Annotated in this window: 12 protein-coding genes and 1 tRNA gene; 10 read left to right on the forward strand and 3 right to left on the reverse strand. The window is 69.7% G+C overall.

Going from position 1 to position 17,426, the window contains the following annotated elements; translation table 11 throughout:
* The first annotated feature begins 102 nt into the window (after window positions 1-102).
* Window positions 103-2,388, forward strand: coding sequence for a sodium-translocating pyrophosphatase (locus tag DMP23_RS36890; RefSeq protein ID WP_037808341.1), 2,286 nt, complete (start codon window positions 103-105; stop codon window positions 2,386-2,388).
* Between the two features lie 137 nt (window positions 2,389-2,525).
* Complete coding sequence (locus tag DMP23_RS36895) at window positions 2,526-3,113, forward strand: hypothetical protein (protein ID WP_337823791.1); 588 nt, start codon at window positions 2,526-2,528, stop codon at window positions 3,111-3,113.
* On the opposite strand, the gene DMP23_RS36900 is transcribed toward DMP23_RS36895, so the two are convergent.
* Complete coding sequence (locus tag DMP23_RS36900) at window positions 3,080-3,859, reverse strand: nucleotidyltransferase domain-containing protein (RefSeq protein ID WP_337823792.1); 780 nt, start codon at window positions 3,857-3,859, stop codon at window positions 3,080-3,082. The two genes, DMP23_RS36895 and DMP23_RS36900, sit on opposite strands and share 34 nt — an antisense overlap.
* 93 nt (window positions 3,860-3,952) lie before the next feature.
* Here DMP23_RS36900 and DMP23_RS36905 point away from each other — a divergent pair, with 93 nt between their 5' ends.
* Complete coding sequence (locus tag DMP23_RS36905) at window positions 3,953-4,654, forward strand: hypothetical protein (RefSeq protein WP_337823793.1); 702 nt, start codon at window positions 3,953-3,955, stop codon at window positions 4,652-4,654.
* Between the two features lie 66 nt (window positions 4,655-4,720).
* Here the strand turns inward: DMP23_RS36905 and DMP23_RS36910 are convergent, their stop codons facing one another.
* The gene (locus tag DMP23_RS36910; RefSeq protein ID WP_037808335.1) at window positions 4,721-5,536 is read right to left on the reverse strand and encodes a S1 family peptidase; all 816 of its coding nucleotides are present in this window, start codon (window positions 5,534-5,536) and stop codon (window positions 4,721-4,723) included.
* Between the two features lie 306 nt (window positions 5,537-5,842).
* Between DMP23_RS36910 and topA the strand changes: the two genes are divergently transcribed.
* The 6 genes from topA to DMP23_RS36940 all read left to right on the forward strand — a co-directional run bounded on the left by topA (window position 5,843) and on the right by DMP23_RS36940 (window position 15,420).
* Window positions 5,843-8,734 carry a type I DNA topoisomerase gene (gene topA, locus DMP23_RS36915; protein ID WP_337823794.1) on the forward strand — a complete coding sequence of 964 codons (2,892 nt, stop codon included), beginning with the start codon at window positions 5,843-5,845 and terminating at the stop codon, window positions 8,732-8,734.
* A 61-nt stretch (window positions 8,735-8,795) separates the two neighbouring features.
* The gene (locus DMP23_RS36920) at window positions 8,796-9,944 is read left to right on the forward strand and encodes an MFS transporter (RefSeq protein ID WP_337823795.1); all 1,149 of its coding nucleotides are present in this window, start codon (window positions 8,796-8,798) and stop codon (window positions 9,942-9,944) included.
* Window positions 9,945-10,007: 63 nt separating this feature from the next.
* Window positions 10,008-10,862 (forward strand): ESX secretion-associated protein EspG, encoded by an 855-nt coding sequence (locus tag DMP23_RS36925; protein ID WP_337823796.1) that lies wholly within the window; start codon window positions 10,008-10,010, stop codon window positions 10,860-10,862.
* A 481-nt stretch (window positions 10,863-11,343) separates the two neighbouring features.
* On the forward strand, window positions 11,344-11,934 hold the full coding sequence (locus DMP23_RS36930; protein ID WP_238603950.1) for a hypothetical protein: 591 nt from the start codon (window positions 11,344-11,346) through the stop codon (window positions 11,932-11,934).
* A gap of 148 nt (window positions 11,935-12,082) precedes the next feature.
* Window positions 12,083-14,224: a bifunctional MFS transporter/dTMP kinase gene (locus tag DMP23_RS36935; RefSeq protein WP_337823797.1), complete on the forward strand. Its 2,142-nt coding sequence runs from the start codon at window positions 12,083-12,085 to the stop codon at window positions 14,222-14,224.
* The gene (locus tag DMP23_RS36940; protein ID WP_043827121.1) at window positions 14,221-15,420 is read left to right on the forward strand and encodes a DNA polymerase III subunit delta'; all 1,200 of its coding nucleotides are present in this window, start codon (window positions 14,221-14,223) and stop codon (window positions 15,418-15,420) included. Before DMP23_RS36935 ends, DMP23_RS36940 begins: the two co-directional genes overlap by 4 nt.
* 68 nt (window positions 15,421-15,488) lie before the next feature.
* Here the strand turns inward: DMP23_RS36940 and DMP23_RS36945 are convergent, their stop codons facing one another.
* Window positions 15,489-17,177 (reverse strand): hypothetical protein, encoded by a 1,689-nt coding sequence (locus tag DMP23_RS36945; RefSeq protein WP_337823798.1) that lies wholly within the window; start codon window positions 17,175-17,177, stop codon window positions 15,489-15,491.
* Window positions 17,178-17,304: 127 nt separating this feature from the next.
* Here DMP23_RS36945 and DMP23_RS36950 point away from each other — a divergent pair.
* A tRNA-Thr gene (locus DMP23_RS36950) sits at window positions 17,305-17,381 on the forward strand.
* Window positions 17,382-17,426: the final 45 nt, after the last annotated feature.

The raw sequence follows: 17,426 nt of genomic DNA on the forward strand, positions 1-17,426 counted from the left end.
TGCTTGCACGGCTAGCGTGTCCTTCGGCACAGATCCACGCCAGCGCAGGCGCGCCGGGTACGACGGGCCCGCGCTGGCCAAACGGCGTTCCCAGGAGGACGAATGTCCCGGCAGTTCCTCGCGGAGGGCGGTATCACGCTCTCCGGGGGTGGCTACACCATCGTCGGTGTGGTCGCCGTGGTCGCCCTTGTCGCACTGGCCATCGGTTACGTACTGCTCAAGGAGGTGCTGGCCGCGGGCCAGGGCACCGCCAAGATGCAGGACATCGCCAAGGCAGTGCAGGAAGGTGCGGCCGCATACCTGAAGCGGCAGCGCAACACCCTCGCCATCTTCGGCGTGATCGTGTTCCTGCTCCTGTTCGCGCTTCCCGCGGACGACTGGAGCGAACGGATCGGCCGGTCGATCTTCTTCCTCGTCGGGGCGGCGTTCTCGTTCACCATCGGCTACCTCGGCATGTGGCTGGCCACGCAGGCGAACCTGCGCGTGGCCGCCGCGTCGCGCGAGGAGGGCGGGCGCGAGAAGGCGATGCGCGTGGCGTTCCGCACCGGCGGCGTGGTCGGCATGATCACCGTCGGGCTCGGCCTCTTCGGCGCGGCCGTCGTGGTGCTCGTCTACACCGGCCAGGCACCGAAGGTGTTGGAGGGCTTCGGTTTCGGCGCGGCGCTGATCGCCATGTTCATGCGGGTCGGCGGCGGCATCTTCACCAAGGCCGCCGACGTCGGCGCCGACCTGGTCGGCAAGGTCGAGCAGGGTATCCCCGAGGACGACCCGCGCAACGCCGCGACGATCGCCGACAACGTGGGCGACAACGTCGGCGACTGCGCGGGCATGGCCGCGGACCTCTTCGAGTCCTACGCGGTGATGCTCGTCGCCGCGCTGATCCTCGGCAGCTCCGCGTTCGGCGCGTCCGGCCTGATCTTCCCGCTGATCGTGCCCGCCATCGGCGTGATCACCGCGGTGATCGGCGTCTACATCACGAAGGCGCGCGCGGGCGAGGGCGGCCTGGTCACGATCAACCGCTCGTTCTACATCTCCGCGGTCATTTCCGCGGTGCTGTCGGCGATCGCCGCGTTCGTGTACCTGCCGAACAGCTTCGCCGAATTCGGCGAGGGCTACGCGCACAACACCGGCAACCCCGCGGTGATCGCGACGGTCTCGGTGATCATCGGCATCGTGCTCGCCGCGCTGATCCTGCGCATCACCGGCTACTACACCGGCACCGAGCACAAGCCGGTGCAGGACGTCGGCAAGACGTCGGAAACCGGTGCGGCGACGGTGATCCTGTCCGGCATCTCGGTCGGGTTCGAGTCCGCCGTGTACACCGCGCTGGTGATCGGCGCGGCCGTGTTCGGCGCTTACCTGCTCGGCGGCGGCGTCGCGCTGTTCGCGGTGGCGCTGGCCGGCACCGGCCTGCTGACCACCGTCGGCGTCATCGTCGCGATGGACACCTTCGGCCCGGTCTCGGACAACGCGCAGGGCATCGCCGAGATGTCCGGCGACGTCGACGAGAAGGCCGCGCAGATCCTCACCGAGCTGGACGCGGTCGGCAACACCACCAAGGCCATCACCAAGGGCATCGCGATCGCCACCGCGGTGCTGGCGGCGACTGCGCTGTTCGGGTCCTATTCGGACGCGATCGCGAAAACCGTGGCCGAACGCGGCGAGGGCGCGGTCACCGCGGTGTCCTCGTTCGTCAACCAGGTGGTCAGCCCGAACACACTGGTCGGCGTGATCGTCGGCGCGGCGGTCGTGTTCCTCTTCTCCGGCCTCGCGGTCAACGCGGTTTCGCGTGCCGCCGGCGCGGTGGTGTACGAGGTGCGCCGCCAGTTCCGCGACATCCCCGGGATCATGGAGGGCACCACGCGGCCCGAGTACGGCCGGGTCGTCGACATCGTCACCCGCGATTCGCTGCGGGAGCTGGCGACGCCGGGTCTGCTGGCCGTCTTCGCGCCGATCGCGGTCGGTTTCGGTCTCGGCACCGGTGCGCTCGCCGGGTACCTGGCAGGCGCGATCGCGACCGGCACGCTGATGGCGATCTTCCTCGCCAACTCCGGTGGCGCCTGGGACAACGCCAAGAAGCTCGTCGAGGACGGCAACCACGGCGGCAAGGGTTCCGACGCGCACGAGGCGACGATCATCGGCGACACCGTCGGCGACCCGTTCAAGGACACCGCCGGTCCCGCGATCAACCCGCTGATCAAGGTCATGAACCTGGTCTCGGTGCTGATCGCGCCCGCGGTGGTCACGCTGACGCTCGGCGGCGGCGCGGACACCACGTGGCGGATCGTGATCGCGGTCGTCGCGGTCGCGGTGATCGTCGCGGCGATCGTCGTGTCCAAGCGGCGCGGCAGCGTCATGTCGGAGACTCCGGCGGAGGCGAAAGCCTGACGCATTGCTCCATTCGGGCCCGGTACGCCTCGTGCGTGCCGGGCCCGTTCGCGTCCGCTACCCGGGGCGAGTTGCGGACTACTGGCGGGTCGGTACCGTGCGGAGGACACGGATCTCGACGGACAGGAGTGGTGCGGGTGCGGCCGCGGTGGACCGGTTTAGCCGCGCTGGCAACAGGAATCGGGATAGGGCTCACGGGCTGCGGGCAACCGCCGCCGCCGACCGAGCAGGTCGTGTCCGGCGGGCACTCGGAAACCGCGGGCCAATCCGATCCGGCCGCGAAATGGGCCGACGGATACTGCGGGGCGGTCACGCACCTGGTTCGTGCGCTGGCGAATCTGCCTTCGATCGATCCGAGTTCGTCAGCGCAGGCCACTCGCACGTCGAGCGATCTTCTGGCGTCGGTCGCCCGCGGCATCGACCAGACCGTGTCCGGGTTGCACCGGGTCGGTCCCGCGCCGCTGCCCGGCGGCGAACCGGCGCGCACGGCTTTGCTCGGCCAGTTCGCTTCGGTGCGGCAGCAGGCGGACGAGGTGCGCGGCAAACTAGACGCGGCCGACAATCCGGCCGCGGTGAATGCGGCGCTGGACGACGCCAAATCGGCTATCGACCAGATTTCTCGGCTCGACGTCCTCAAGGGCTTGGACGCGACGCCAGCCCTGTCCGCGGCGGGCAAGCGCGCGGCGGGCTGTCAGCAGTTGGTCGTCCCGCCCGCGCCACGCTGAGCAGGATCGAGCGCCCGCCGAAGCGCGGCGGCGCGCTCCGCGTCATGGTGCGCGACGGTGGACAGGTAGTGCTGAAGCAGCGCCTGCCGAGACCGTTCGAGTTCGGCCGAGCTGACCGACGCCGCCCGGCCGTCTCGCAGCGTCGCCAGCACCGGTTCGGGCAGCCGGTCGACTTCGCGCCCGTGCCAAGGATTCAAGCCGTGCCGCAGGCATTCCAGCGCGATGATCTGATCGCGCAGGTCGTCGAGCATCAGGACGGCTTGCCACGTCCGTCCGCGGGCAATAGCGGAGCGGGCGTGCACCGCGTACAGCCAGGCCATGCCGATCACCTGCTCGCTGCCCGGTTCCGCGGCGCGGGTCGGCTCGTTGGCCTGGCCGAAAACGAGCTGGAAGCCGTCCTCGGTGGCCCGGAACAGCTCGTGGGGCCAGAAGGACAAGTCGACCTGGAGCGAGGAGTCGAGGAGAAAGACCCGGTAGCGAACTCCTTCGCGCGAGGTCACGTCGAGGGTGTCGGCGACGCCGAACTTCTCGTCGAGCGACTGAGTCCAGCGTGCGACGACTGCGAGTTCGTCCGCGTTCTCCGCGAGCTGAAGGACGAGGTCGATGTCCGACCAGCGGTCCTCGGTCCCGCGAGCGGCCGATCCGACCAGCGCGGCACCTGCGATGTCCGCGTCGTGGCGGGCCGCGGCGATCAGCTCGGCACGCACCCGGACGCGTTCGGCGACTTCGAACAACGGAACCCCCAATGCCGGTATTACTATACCGGCAACACTGTGTGCCCGGGAAAAACCTCGGCGTGACGCTCGCCTTCAATCGAACTTGTGTTCTATCATCGCGGCGTGGATCGGACGATCTCGCTGTTCTCGGCGGAGGCGACCGGCCCGGGCCTGCCAGACCTGGCCGGGCTGTTGTGCTGTCAAGGGCAGATCACCGGGTTCGGCCGCACGGCGGCGCGGCTGTCGGTGCTGGTCGAGGAGTCGTGGCGGGCTCGGGTGCTGGCGCGCGAATGCCGGAGCCGGGGTGCGGACGCGCAGGTCGCGGTGGCCGACTGCGGCAGTCCGCAGGTGCGCACGTCGTTCCGGGTCGATCTGCTCGGGCTCGCCGAACAGTGGCTGCGGCCGGGGCACACCGGTCCGGCGGAGGACGATTCGGGCAAGGCGGTGCCCGGCGGCTTCCGGCTGAGCGGTGCGATGCTCCGGATGTGGGCGCTCGCGGCAGGTCGTCCCGAACCTGGTGGCTACTTGCTAGGAGTCGATCCGCTGGCCCCAGGAATGCACGAGGAGCTGCTGGCCGTGCTCGCGCCGCTCGGCGTCCATGCGCGGCTGCTCGGTCCGAAGGCGGAGCAGCCCGCGGTGCGCGTCAGCGGGCGGCGGAAGCTGGCCGGTCTGCTGGAGCTGATCGGCGAACCTCCGGCGGGAGCGGAGGCGGCGTGGCCGGAGCTGCCGCCGGCCGGGGAACGCCGCGAACGGACGGCGGGGGAGCCGCGCCGAGGCGCTCCGGCGGAGAGCCCTACACAGTATTTACTAGAGGCTGTGGGGTAGAGCCGCGCAGAAAAAAGGTCCCCCATCGCTCAGCGGAGCGACGAGGGACCTTTCCGAGGACGTGTCTTACGGTTTCGGCAGGGTGCAGCCCTGCTGGTTGAGGTCGATCTCGTTGGCCGGGGTCAGGCAGGCCGGGATTCCGTAGGTCTCCTGGCCGTACTTGTAGTTCGGCCGCACGGTCACGTTGCCCGCTTCGTCGACCTCGCACGGGTTGTTCAGCGTGCAGCGCTGGCCGTCGTCGTTGGACGTGTTGTTCACGCCGATGACCTTGCCGGTGTTGCGGTCGACGACCGGCGAACCGGACGTGCCGCCGATGGTCGCGCAGCCCGGCACGTACCGGATCGAGTCCTTCCAGACCCAGTTGTTCTCGTGCAGTTCGTGCACGAAACCGTCGATCGAGCAGGAGTAGATCTGCTTCCAGTACCCGGACACCACGTCGATCGGCGTGCCCGCCTGCGGATGGGTGTTGACCAGTTCGAGCGGCGGCACGCTGTACTTCTGCTCGATGTCGGCGTAGGTGTCGCTCAGCTGGTACAGCGAGATGTCAGTGTCGGTCATCGTCGCGTAGACGACCTTGGTCGCGGTCACGGTGCCCACCGAGCTCTGGCCGTCCGGCGACAGCAGGTCGAACGAGCGGTTCGAAGGCTGCCCGACGATCACCTGCCCCGGATCGGGCATGCCGTCTTCGAGACAGTGCCCGTTCGAGAGCACCATCGCGGGCGCGTCCATCGGCGTGGCGGCCGGTTTCACGACCGAACCAGAGCAGTTGGACAGCGCCACGGCACCGGTGAACGTGGTGGTCGCCGCGCTCGCTTCGGGGGCGGTGACCAGCGCGAACGTCGCCGTGATGGCGATCGCGGTGCCAACCAGTCGGCGGATCATGGTGGGTTCCTTTCGGCTGGGGGGAGGAATAAGTGAACCGTCGACGTCCTTGGACCCGCCACCGTCTAACGGAGGGTATCGGTGGTATGACCGGTTACCCTGCACGGCACGTGTCCGATATCACGTGCTAGGTGTGGAAAGGAAACATCGCCGAGGTCAGCGGCGATCCGACGGGCAAGGGCCCGGCGGCTCGTCAGGGCACCTCGGCGCTGCGCGGACACTGGGGACGTGCACACTGACAGGTCGAGACGCGGGCGCAGTACCCCTCTGGTGCAGGGGTGAGAGCGCCGCTGCGGCGGCGCGGAGATGAGTGGAGAGCAGGGCAGCGTGGCAGGAACACGGACCAAGAAGAGCGGCGCCGGGGGCAACGGTGCCGATCGACGGCGGCTGGTGATCGTCGAGTCGCCTACCAAGGCCCGCAAGATCGCCCCTTATCTCGGCGGCAACTACGTCGTCGAGTCCTCCGTCGGGCACATCCGGGACCTGCCCCGCGGCGCCGCTGACGTCCCCGCGCAGTACAAGGGCGAATCGTGGGCCCGGCTCGGCGTCGACATCGACAACGACTTCAAGCCGCTCTACATCGTGACCCCGGACAAGAAGTCCAAGGTCACCGAGCTGAAGGGGCTGCTGAAGGACGTCGACGAGCTCTACCTCGCGACGGACCCCGACCGCGAGGGCGAGGCCATCGCCTGGCACCTGCTGGAGACCTTGAAGCCCAAGGTCCCGGTGCGCCGGATGGTCTTCCACGAGGTCACCGAGCAGGCCATCCAGGCCGCCGCCGCGGCCACCCGCGAGCTGGACGCCGACCTCGTCGACGCGCAGGAAACCCGCCGCATCCTCGACCGGCTTTACGGCTACGAGGTCTCGCCGGTGCTGTGGAAGAAGGTCATGCCGAAGCTCTCGGCGGGCCGCGTGCAGTCCGTGGCGACGCGGATCGTCGTGGAGCGCGAGCGCGAGCGGATGCGCTTCACCTCGGCGTCGTACTGGGACATCTCGGCGACCATGGACGCTGGCGAAGACGCTTCGCCGCGTACGTTCCCCTCGCGGCTCATCGCGGTCGACGGTGCGCGCCTCGCGACGGGTCGGGACTTCGACTCCAACGGTCAGCTCAAGGGCAACACCGCGGACATCCGCGTGCTCGGCGAGTCCGACGCCCGGGCGCTGGCCCAGGGGCTGCAGAACCGCGACTTCAAGGTCGCGAGCGTCGAAGAGAAGCCGTACACGCGGAAGCCGTACGCGCCGTTCATGACGTCGACGCTGCAGCAGGAGGCGGGCCGCAAGCTGCGCTTCACCTCCGAGCGCACGATGCGGGTCGCGCAGAAGCTGTACGAGAACGGTTACATCACTTATATGCGTACCGACTCCACGACGCTGTCGGAGTCGGCGATCACGGCCGCGCGAAGCCAGGCAACGCAGCTGTACGGCAAGGAGTACGTCTCGCCGTCGCCGCGCCAGTACACGCGCAAGGTGAAGAACGCGCAGGAAGCGCACGAGGCGATCCGTCCGTCGGGCGAGGTCTTCCGTACGCCGGGCCAGGTCGCGAAAGAGCTGGACACCGACGAGTTCCGGCTCTACGAGATGATCTGGCAGCGCACGATCGCGTCGCAGATGGCGGACGCGAAGGGCACCACGATGTCGGTGCGCATCATCGGCACCGCCACGACCGGCGAGGAGTGCACCTTCGCCGCTTCGGGCCGCACGATCACCTTCGCCGGCTTCCTGAAGGCATACGTCGAGGCAGTCGACTCCGAAGCAGGCGGCGAGGCCGACGACAAGCAGAGCCGGCTTCCGGTGCTGGTCAAGGACCAGGGCCTGACTGCGCCCGAGCTGTCCGCGGACGGCCACTCCACGTCGCCGCCGGCGCGCTACTCCGAGCCGAGCCTGGTCAGCAAGCTGGAAGAGCTGGGCATCGGCCGCCCGTCGACGTACGCGTCGATCATCAAGACCATCCAAGACCGCGGCTACGTCTGGAAGAAGGGTTCCGCCCTCGTTCCGTCGTGGGTCGCGTTCGCGGTGATCGGCTTGCTGGAGCGGCACTTCGAACGGCTGGTGGACTACAACTTCACCGCCGGTCTCGAGGACGAGCTGGACCGCATCGCCAGCGGTGACGAGCACCGCGTCGAATGGCTGTCGAAGTTCTACTTCGGCGGTGACTTCGGCGTCGAGGGTTCGGTCGGCCGGCTCGGCGGGCTGAAGAAGCTGGTCGACGGCAGCGTCGAGGGCATCGACGCGCGCGAGATCAACTCGATCCCGATGTTCAGCGACGCCGAAGGGCACCAGGTCGTGGTGCGCGTCGGCCGCTACGGGCCGTACCTGGAGCGCGAGGTCAACGGCGAGTCGCAGCGCGCGAACCTGCCCGAAGACCTGCCGCCGGACGAGCTGACGGCGGAGATCGCGGAGAAGCTCTTCGCGACGCCGCAGGAAGGTCGCGTGCTGGGCACCGACCCGGTCAGCGGGCACGAGATCGTGGCGAAGGAAGGCCGCTTCGGCCCGTACGTCACGGAGCTGCTGCCTGAGCCGGAGCTGCCCGAGGACGCGACGGCGGCGCAGAAGAAGGCCGCGAAGGCGAAGCTGCCGAAGCCGCGTACGGGCTCGCTGTTCAAGTCGATGTCGATCGAGACGATCACGCTCGACGACGCGCTGAAGCTGCTTTCGCTGCCGCGCGTCGTGGGCAAGGACCCGGAGTCGGGCGACGAGATCACCGCGCAGAACGGGCGCTACGGGCCGTACCTGAAGAAGGGCACGGACTCGCGGTCGATCCAGACCGAGGACCAGCTGTTCTCGATCACGCTGGAAGAGGCGCTGAAGATCTATTCGGAGCCGAAGCAGCGCGGCCGGTCGGCCACCGCGCGTCCGCCGCTGAAGGAACTCGGCGACGACCCGGTGTCGGGCAAGCCGATGGTGGTCAAGGACGGCCGCTTCGGCCCGTACGTGACCGACGGCGAGTACAACGCGACGCTGCGGAAGTCCGACAGCATCGAGGAACTCACCGCGGAGCGCGCCGCCGAGCTGTTGGCGGAGAAGCGCGCGAAGGGCCCGGCGCCGAAGAAGCGGACGACGCGCAAGGCGCCGGCGAAGTCCACCGCGACGAAGTCGACTACGACCAAGTCGGCGGCGGCGAAGTCGACCACTGCGAAGTCGACTACTGCGAAGAAGGCGCCGGCGAAGCGGAGCAGCACCGCGACGAAGTCGAAGTAACGAGGATCTGAAGGGCCACCTGGAAAACTCCGGGTGGCCCTTTCTCGTGTCAGGGGGATGGATGGGGGAGACACAGCGCGCGCGTGCCGCGGTTTCCGTGGTATTCGCGGTGTGCGGTGCGGCGTTCGCTTCGTGGGCGGCTCGAATTCCTGCGGTACAAGGAAAACTCGGCCTCAGCGCCGGCGAGCTCGGAATCGGCCTTTTCGGGCTCGCCGCCGGTTCGGTCGTCGCCTTGCTGGCGGCGGGACCGTTGATCACGAAGATCGGCAGTCGGCGCGGGGTTCTCTTCGGGGCCACGGTCTTGTGCGGCGGTTTGCCGCTCGTCGCCTTCGCGCCGGACGCGCCGCTGTTCGTCGCCGCGCTCGTCGTGCTCGGAGTGGGCAACAGCCTGCTGGACGTCTCGATGAACGCGCACGCCGCGCGCGTCGAAGAGGCTTACGGACGGCCAATTTTCGCTGGGTTCCACGCGTTCTGGAACATCGGCGGACTGGCGGGCTCGGGTCTCGCGGCGCTGATGGAAGTCTGGCGGGTGCCGGTCGAAGCGCATTTCACCGGTGCTGGTGCCGTGCTGCTGGTGCTCGGGATCTTCGCCGCTACGCAGTTCTTGCCGGGTGCTGATCGCGGACAGGGCGAGGCGGCGTTTGCCTTGCCCAGCAAGGCATTGATCCCGTTGGGCGTGATCGCGTTCTGCGGGTTCGTCGCGGAAGGCACGGTGAACGACTGGAGTGCGGTCTACCTCCGGGAGGTCACCACGGCGAGCGCGGCTGTCGCGTCGCTGGGCTACTTCGCGTTCTCGATCACCATGATCGCGGTGCGCACGGTGGCCGACCGGGTCGTCGAGCGCGTTGGTGCGGTGTTGTTCATGCGGGTCGCTACGGCGGTGACGGTCGCCGGGTTCCTGCTGGTGGTCGCGGTTCCGGTGCCGGTGGTCGCGGTGGTGGGGTTCGCCGTGGTCGGGCTCGGCGTGTCCGGGATGGTGCCGCTCGCGTGGAGCGCGGCCGGACGCAAGCAGCCGGAAGCGCCGGGCCGGGCGATCGCGGCCGTCGCGGCGTGCGGGTACCTCGGGTTCCTCGCCGGTCCGGTGCTGGTCAGCGGCCTGAGCGGCGGGATCGGCCTGCACTGGACGCTCGCCGTGGTCGGCGCCCTCGTGGTCACGGTCGGTTTTCTCGCGCCCACGATGCGTGTCAGCGAGCCGGTGTCGCGGCGCTGACCGACCGCTCGGCGCACGGATGGGTTGACTCGAACAAAAGTTCGAGAAATTGTCGGTACCAGGGTGTTCAATGACGGGGTGAGCAGTTCAGCACCCGTCGTCTTCGACGTCATCGACGAGGTCATCGGACCGCTGCGGGCCGAGATGCCGCAGCGGCCTTCGGTGATGGAGTTCTACGACCCGCATTTCGAGGTGCCGCCCGTGCTGGCCGAGGAGGAGCCCGCCGGAGCGGCTTCGGGACTGAGCCTCGCCGAGGAGGTCCGGCGGTCGTTCGGGCCGATGCTCGGCGCAGGCTTGGCCGAAGAGGTGGAGCAGTACACGCGCTTCGTCGCCGGGATGGCCGCGCTCGGCCTCGCCGCGGACGGGGAGGTGACCGCCGAGGCGGTCGAGCTGTATCGAGTGCTGCGCGGCGGGTTCATCCGGGGAGTGGTCACCGGGGTGTTCCCGGCGAGCGAGGAGCCGTGGGAGGTGCGGTTCTTCGGAGACGAGGACTTCACCACGGTGATGAGCAAACTGGGCCGCCGGGCGCGGCTGCGGTCCGGAATGCTCAGCGCACTGCCGGGATGGGTGTTCGACGGCCTGCCCGAGCGCCCGCCCGGCCCCGGCCCCGCCGTGCGCATCGAAACGGACGACAGCGGCCTGATCCCACGGGAGGCGTGGGGAGACCTGGACGTCATCCGGCAAGCCGTGGCCCGGCCCCGGCAGGGAACGGTGCTGGTGGACCTGGCGGTGCGGGACGCGGTGCTGGCGGAGTATCCGCACGGCGCGTTCGGATTGGTGGACAACGATCAAGGGAGGTACCAGTTCCGAGCCGCCCCGCGAGGAGGAGGCAGAGGCGGATGGGTGGTGACGTGGTCTCCGGCTACCCGGGGGACCGCGGAGGCTTGGATCGTGGAGGCGGTGCGCAGCCATGCTTGACCGGGTGTGAGGGGGCTGGGCTGGTCTTGGGCGGGTGAGTCCGGCTGAGTCCGATGCGGTAGCTGGGCTCGGCGCGGTCGGTCGTGTTCGGGAGGGCCCGGGCGCGGGTCAGCTCGGCGTGGCCCGGCTGGGCGTGGGCGGTCCGGTCGTGCTCGGGCGGCCCTGTCGGCTTGGCTACCAGGTCGGCCAGGCCAACCGGTTCGGCCGCGGACCGCACGCCCCTGCCTGCCCACCGGCCATTCAGCCCCTACAGCCAGTCAGCCTTGCCCCCCTAAAATCAACCCCGCTCCACCACCGCCGGAGGCCACAGTTTCCGCCGCCAAAACCCCTCCCGAGCCCGTCCGCAGGCGGTCACTGGTCCGGGTGGCGCGCCTTCCCCCGGGCGCGGGCAGTAGTGGTTCTGCGGCCATTGGGTGGATGCGGGGACCGGTACTCTCGCCGACACTGGACTCGGCGGACATTCCGTAGTGAGGTGGTCACCATGAGCACGAGCGACGGGACTCCGTTTTTTCCCGCCTCCGGGCCTGACCGGGACGGGACGTTGGCCGGTGACGTCGGCGAGGTCGGGGGCGAGCGGTTCTCCGATCCGTTGTCCGGGTTCGAGATGGCGTCCAACCGCGCGCCCCGGCCGCTGCCGACCGCTAAGCCGGTTCAGCATGACCCCGAAGAGGTCAAGCGGATGGTCGAGGCCGCGCTCAAAGAGGAAGCCAAGAAAAAAGAAGTCGTCAAGACGCCGAATCCGATTCCGCCTTCCGACCGGCCGGATCTGGTTCCGCTCGGGTTGCTGCCGCGGCAGCGGACCTGGCCGACCAAGGCTCCTCAGCTGCTGAAAAAGGTGCCCCGGCCTCGGCCGAAGCGGGTTACCGAGATCGCTGACGACGACATCGAGGAAGAGCTCGCCGAGCGGCAGAGCCGGCGTGGGATGCCCTCGCTCAGCATGCCCAGCTTCGGGCGTCCGTCCAGCAGCACGGCGGGCGTGGTGCTCGCTGTGGTGTTGCTCATCGTGTTCGGAATCGTGGCGATCGAGCTCATCGCTAGCCTGGTGAGCAGTGTGAAGGGGCTGTTCGGCTGACACTCGCTGACCTCGGATATCACGGGGCGTGCCCTCCTCCCGTGCGCGGCGGGACTACCCTGGCTGCTACACGGTCGGGGGATCCGCCGGGGTCGCCTGACTCCGCCGTGACAAGTGGGGTGGGCGTATCAGCGAGGGCGTACGGTCGGTGCCTGGCACCGGCCCGGGCGGATCGGGCGGGACGTCCACGATCCATCGGGCCCGCCGGGTGCTGGCGATCAAACCGTTCCGTCGGCTGTGGGGCGTCACGTATCTGTGCAGTGTCGCCGACTGGCTGAACCTGCTGAACCTCACCAGCCTGAGCACCAAACTCCTCGACAACTACTCCGCGCAGAACTACGCGTTCGTCGGCGTCATCGTCACCGCGCTGCTGCCCGGCCTGCTCTTCGCGCCGGTCGGCGGCCTGCTCGCGGACCGGTTCGACCGGCGCAAGATCATGGTCGTCTGCGACCTGCTGCGCTGCGGGTTCCTGCTCTCGATCGCCGTCGTCGGGGCGCCGTGGTGGCTGTTCGTGGCGAACTTCCTGGTCGGCTGCTGTTCGATCATGTGGATCCCGTCCAAGGACGCGGCGGTGCCGAACCTGCTGCGCCGCCCCGAGCAGGTCGAGACCGCCAACCAGCTCGGCATGGTGATGACCTACGGCCTCGCCGTCATCACCGCCGCCGGGGCGAACGCGCTGATCCAGGGCGCGAACTCCACGTTCCACCTGTTCCAGGGCCCCGGCGTCGACCTGTACATCGCCAAGGTCGTCGTCGTCATCACCGGCCTGCTGTACCTGATCAGCGGCATTCTCGTCGCCACCCGCATCCCCGAGCTGTCCCTGCGCGACGTCCACTCGCTGCCGCAGCAGAAGGTCAAGCGGGCCGACGAGGAGAAGTTCGGCTTCGGCGCGATGATGCGCGACGGGCTGAAGTTCGTCCGCAGCACGCCGATCGTCCGCGGCCTGCTGATCGGTGCCTTCGGCGCGTTCGCGGCCGGTGGCGCGGTCATCGGCGCGGCCAAGCCGTACTCGTCGTCGCTGCTCGGCGGCGACGCGGCGTTCAACCTGCTGATGCTGGCCGTCTTCATCGGCCTGGCTCTCGGCATGGCCCTGGCTCCGAAGCTCGCGCACCGGCTCCCGCACGACCGGCTGTTCGGCATCTCGATCGTCCTCGCCGGGCTCGCGCTCGGCGTCGTCGCGTTGTCGCCGCACCTGGCGATCTCGGTCGGCGCGGTCGCCTTCGTCGGCATCTGCGCCGGCACCGCCTTCCTCACCGGCGTCACGATCATCGGCTCCCGCGTCGAGGACGCGATCCGCGGCCGGATCAACGCGATCTACCAGGCGATGCTCAAGATCGTGCTGTTCGGCGCGACGGTGGTCACGCCGGTGCTGATCGGCCTGGTCCGGCAGCGCAACGTCAACCTGTTCGGCACGCCGATCATCGTCGACGGCACCCGTCCGGTCATCCTCGGCGGCGGCCTGCTCGCGGTGCTGCTCGGGATCATCGCGTACCGGCAGATGGACGAGCGGCGCACCGAGAAAATCTTCAGCGACCTGCGCAACGCGCTGCGTCGCAACCCGCGCCGCGTCAACGGCTTCCTGATCGCCATCGAGGGCACCACCGCGGTCAACACCGCCGAGCAGGCCGCTCGCCTCGCGCGCTGGCTCGGCACCGGCACCCGGCCGGTCGTCCTCACCTCCGACCCGGCCCTCGGCGAACAGCGCTTCCGCACCCTCGTCTCGGACGCTGCCCTCACCGGGGTGCGGGCGCAGGCGCTCGTCGCCGCGGCCGTGCGCGCCGAACTGGTGGAACGCCAGATCCAGCCCGCGCTCGACGCCGGGTCCGTCGTCGTCATGGAACGCTTCGTCGACTCCCCGCTCGCGTCGCTGTCCGCGGCGGGCGAGCTGGACCGCGACGAGCTGGAAGGCCTGGTCGACTGGGCCACCGGACGGCTCCGCCCCGACCTCACCGTGCTTCTCGACTCCGAGCACCCGGACGACCCGCAGCCGCCGCTGAAGGACCGGCTGTGGGTGCAGAAGCTGCTCGCCGAGATGGCCGCCGCCGACCCGGACCGGTACGTGGTGGTCGACGCCGAGGGCTCCGACGGCGACGTCGCGGGTCGCGTCCGCGGTGCCGTCCAGTCGGTCTTCGTCGGCTCGCTCGCCGGGCTCGCCCCCGCGGAACCGCCGGAGGAGGAGCCCGAGGACGCGGCTGTCGCGGACGTCGCCGAGGCGGCGGCCGCCGAAGCGGAAGCGACGCAGAACGGCGCGGACGCACTGCCCGTAGTGTCCAAAGTGGAGGATCGGTGACGACCCCGATCGGCGTCTGGACTGAGCTTGTCGGCCAGGAGCCTGCCGTGGAAACGCTGTCCACCGCGGCGGCCGCGGCGGCCAAGATCGTGGCCGGGGAACCCGTTGCGCCAGCGGCGATGACGCACGCCTGGCTGCTGACCGGACCGCCCGGCTCCGGCCGTTCGGTCGCCGCGCGCACGTTCGCCGCGGCCCTGCAGTGCAGCACCGGAACCGGTTGCGGCGCTTGCCCCGGCTGCCGGACGACGATGGCCGGCACCCACGCGGACGTGCGGCTCGTCGTCCCGGAAGGACTGTCCATTTCGGTCGCCGAGATGCGCGCGCTCGTGCAGGCGGCGGCGCGCCGGCCGACGACCGGCGAGTGGCAGGTCGTGATCATCGAGGACGCCGACCGGCTCACCGAGGGCGCTTCGAACGCGCTGCTCAAGGCCGTGGAAGAACCGCCCGCCCGCACCGTTTTCCTGCTGTGCGCGCCCTCGGATCACCCGGAGGACGTCTCGGTCACCATCCGTTCGCGGTGCCGGTTGGTCCCGCTGCGCACCCCGCCCGCCGAGGCGATCGCGCAGGTGCTGATCTCCCGGGACGGCGTCGAGCCCGAGCGTGCCAACTGGGCCGCAGCGGTGTGCAACGGCCACGTCGGCCGCGCGCGCCGCCTCGCCACTGATGAAGCCGCTCGCCAGCGTCGCGCCACCGTGCTGCGGATTCCGCTCGGACTGCGCCGTCCGGACGACGTTTTCACCAGCGCCGACCAGCTGATCAGCGCGGCGGAAGCGGACGCGGGCGAGGAAAGCAAGGGCCGCGACGAGCAGGAACGCTCCGAACTGCGCACCGCGATGGGCGGCGACGGCACCGGAAAGGGCGTCGCCGGAGCGAAGCGTGCCGCAGAGGCCGCGGTGAAGCAGCTGGAGAAGCGCCAGAAGTCCCGCGCGACGCGAACCCAGCGCGACACGCTCGACATCGCCCTGGTGGATCTGGCCGGGTTCTACCGCGACGTGCTCGTGACGACCTCGCGTTCCGGTGCGACGCTGACGCATCCTGACCACGCCGAGCAGATCAACTCGGCCGCGGCGGCTTGGTCGCTGGAATCGACGATGCGCCGCCTGGAAGCCGTCCTGGAATGCCGCGAGGCGATCGGGCTGAACGTGAAGCCGCGGATCGCGGTCGAAGCCATGGTCACCACGCTTCGCCAAGGCTGACCCAGACCCGTTAACGAAAACGGCCCCCTCGCCAGCAGCGAGGGGGCCGTTCTCATTTGCCTAGCGCGTCAGTCGCGCGGATGCGGCGACGGCTTGAACGGCGTGTCCGGACCGCCGGTCGGCCGCTTCAGGACCAGCGCGGGACGCCGCCGGTTCGGGAACGCCGCCACCATCACGACGCCGAGCAGCAGCATCGCCGTACCCGCCCAGAACAGCGGCACCGTGTCGTACGCGCCGTTCGTGTAGGCCAGGTGCTTCACCGGACCGGCCGGTGCGGCACCGCCCTGCGGCGGGGCGGGCGGAGTCGTCGTCGAACCGCACACGACGCCGCCGGTCGGGGCGTACGCGCGGGCGATCTGCTCGCCGAGCGACAGCTGCGCGAGCGACGACGGCAGGTTGTCGCCTGCCTGCGTCGGCAGCAGCTCCTTGAGCTTCTGCGTCGGTAGCACCTGGAGGTCGAGCAGCCGCGCGGCCGCGCCGATCTGGTAGCCCTTGAACGGCGTGGTCGCCTCGGACTGCTTCTGGTCCAGGTTCGCGATGCTCAGCCGCAGCACGCCGAGGTCGAGCACCTTCCCGGTGGTGTCGCCGAGCTGCTGCAAGCCCTTCGTCGCGGTGGCGACGAGGCCGCCGACCACCGGCACGTTGTCCAGCGCGCCGAACTGCTGGCTCAGCGGTGCGAGCGGCAGGCCGATCGGGATGTCCTTGGTCGGGTGCGCCGCGTCGAGCGTGTACAGCGTCTTGCCGCCGGCGGCGATGGTGATCACCGGAGCCTGGTAGTCGACCTTGGACGTCTTCGCGTCGCCGGTGGAGGTGACGGTGAGCGTCGGCTGGCTGGCCACCTTGAGGTTCAGCTCGAGCGGGGTGCCCTTGAGAATGTTGATGTCCGCCGCCTGCAGCGTGGACCTCGACTGCACCGCCTTGTTCTTCGAACCGGGGATGTCGACGAGCTTGACCTGCGACCGCGACGACAGCGTGTTCGGCAGGCTCAGCAGCGAACCGGTGCCCGTCGCGGGAGTCTGGCCGCTGCCGGGCAGCAGGCCGCCGAGGCTCTGCAGCCCGCTCTTCGGGTCGAAGCCCTGCGCGAGCTGGGTGCCGTCCGGCAGCTTCAGTCCGCCGCTGCCGAGCAGCGGGACCTGCGGCAGCGTCGGGATGACGTTCAGCAGCGACAGGCTCGCGACGGACGTGCTGGCGTCGGCGATCGTGTCCACGCACGGGCCGAGCGATTCACTCCAGCGGGCGTGCGCGGTGCCGTTCAGCAGCCCGACGTTGAGCAGCGGGTTCGGCGGCGCGTTCAGGCCCCCGCTGATCTCCTTCGGGTTGTCCGGAAGCGCGGTCTGCACGAGGCTGCCCGGCGTCTGCGGAGCCTGGCCCCCGACGGCCAGCCCGAACGGAGACGACTGCGCGATCGACTTCTCGTAGGCCAGGTAGGCCTCCGAGTTCGCCGACGCGCTGGACAGGCCCATGCCGGCCTCGAGCGCGGACTGCTTCGGCAGCGTCTGGCCGAAGCCCGGAAGGATCGTGCTCGTGGTGACCGAGTTCGGCAGCAGCCGCAGGACGCCGAGCGCGGTGCCCGCGTCGCCCACCGCGTGCCCGAGCGGCTGCGGCCCGATGGGCGCCGACGCGGGCGGCTGCGAGGGGTTGTTCGGCTGCGGAATCGGCGTCGTGGGAATCTCCTGCGCACCGGCCGGCGCGGCCAGGAGCAGCAGCAACGCGGCAGTTGCGGGTACCGCCAGCGCACGGGGCAGTCTTCGCTGCATGTGCCGGGTCCTCCAGTGGATCGCCGGGTCGGGGGGTGAGACCGAAGTCATAGGAGCCTAACGACGCGGCCCCCGCAAGGTGACGCACCACGCCTCCGCTACACTGATGACCGTCGCACAGCGGCATGCCGCCTTAGCTCAGTCGGCCAGAGCGATTCACTCGTAATGAATAGGTCGGGGGTTCGATTCCCCCAGGCGGCTCCACGAATCAGGCCCCGTCCGAGACACCTCGGACGGGGCCTGATTCGT

The sequence above is a fragment of the Amycolatopsis sp. A1MSW2902 genome (assembly GCF_017312175.1).
Lineage (GTDB): Bacteria > Actinomycetota > Actinomycetes > Mycobacteriales > Pseudonocardiaceae > Amycolatopsis > Amycolatopsis nivea.

What these genes read in the sequence shown, in the direction of transcription:
- DMP23_RS36890 (WP_037808341.1), top strand. Translation starts at nt 103, where the DNA reads ATGTCCCGGCAGTTCCTCGCGGAGGGCGGTATCACGCTCTCCGGGGGT.
- DMP23_RS36930 (WP_238603950.1), top strand. Translation starts at nt 11,344, where the DNA reads ATGAGCACGAGCGACGGGACTCCGTTTTTTCCCGCCTCCGGGCCTGAC.
- DMP23_RS36945 (WP_337823798.1), bottom strand. Translation starts at nt 17,177, where the DNA reads ATGCAGCGAAGACTGCCCCGTGCGCTGGCGGTACCCGCAACTGCCGCG.
- DMP23_RS36920 (WP_337823795.1), top strand. Translation starts at nt 8,796, where the DNA reads ATGGGGGAGACACAGCGCGCGCGTGCCGCGGTTTCCGTGGTATTCGCG.
- topA (WP_337823794.1), top strand. Translation starts at nt 5,843, where the DNA reads ATGAGTGGAGAGCAGGGCAGCGTGGCAGGAACACGGACCAAGAAGAGC.
- DMP23_RS36910 (WP_037808335.1), bottom strand. Translation starts at nt 5,536, where the DNA reads ATGATCCGCCGACTGGTTGGCACCGCGATCGCCATCACGGCGACGTTC.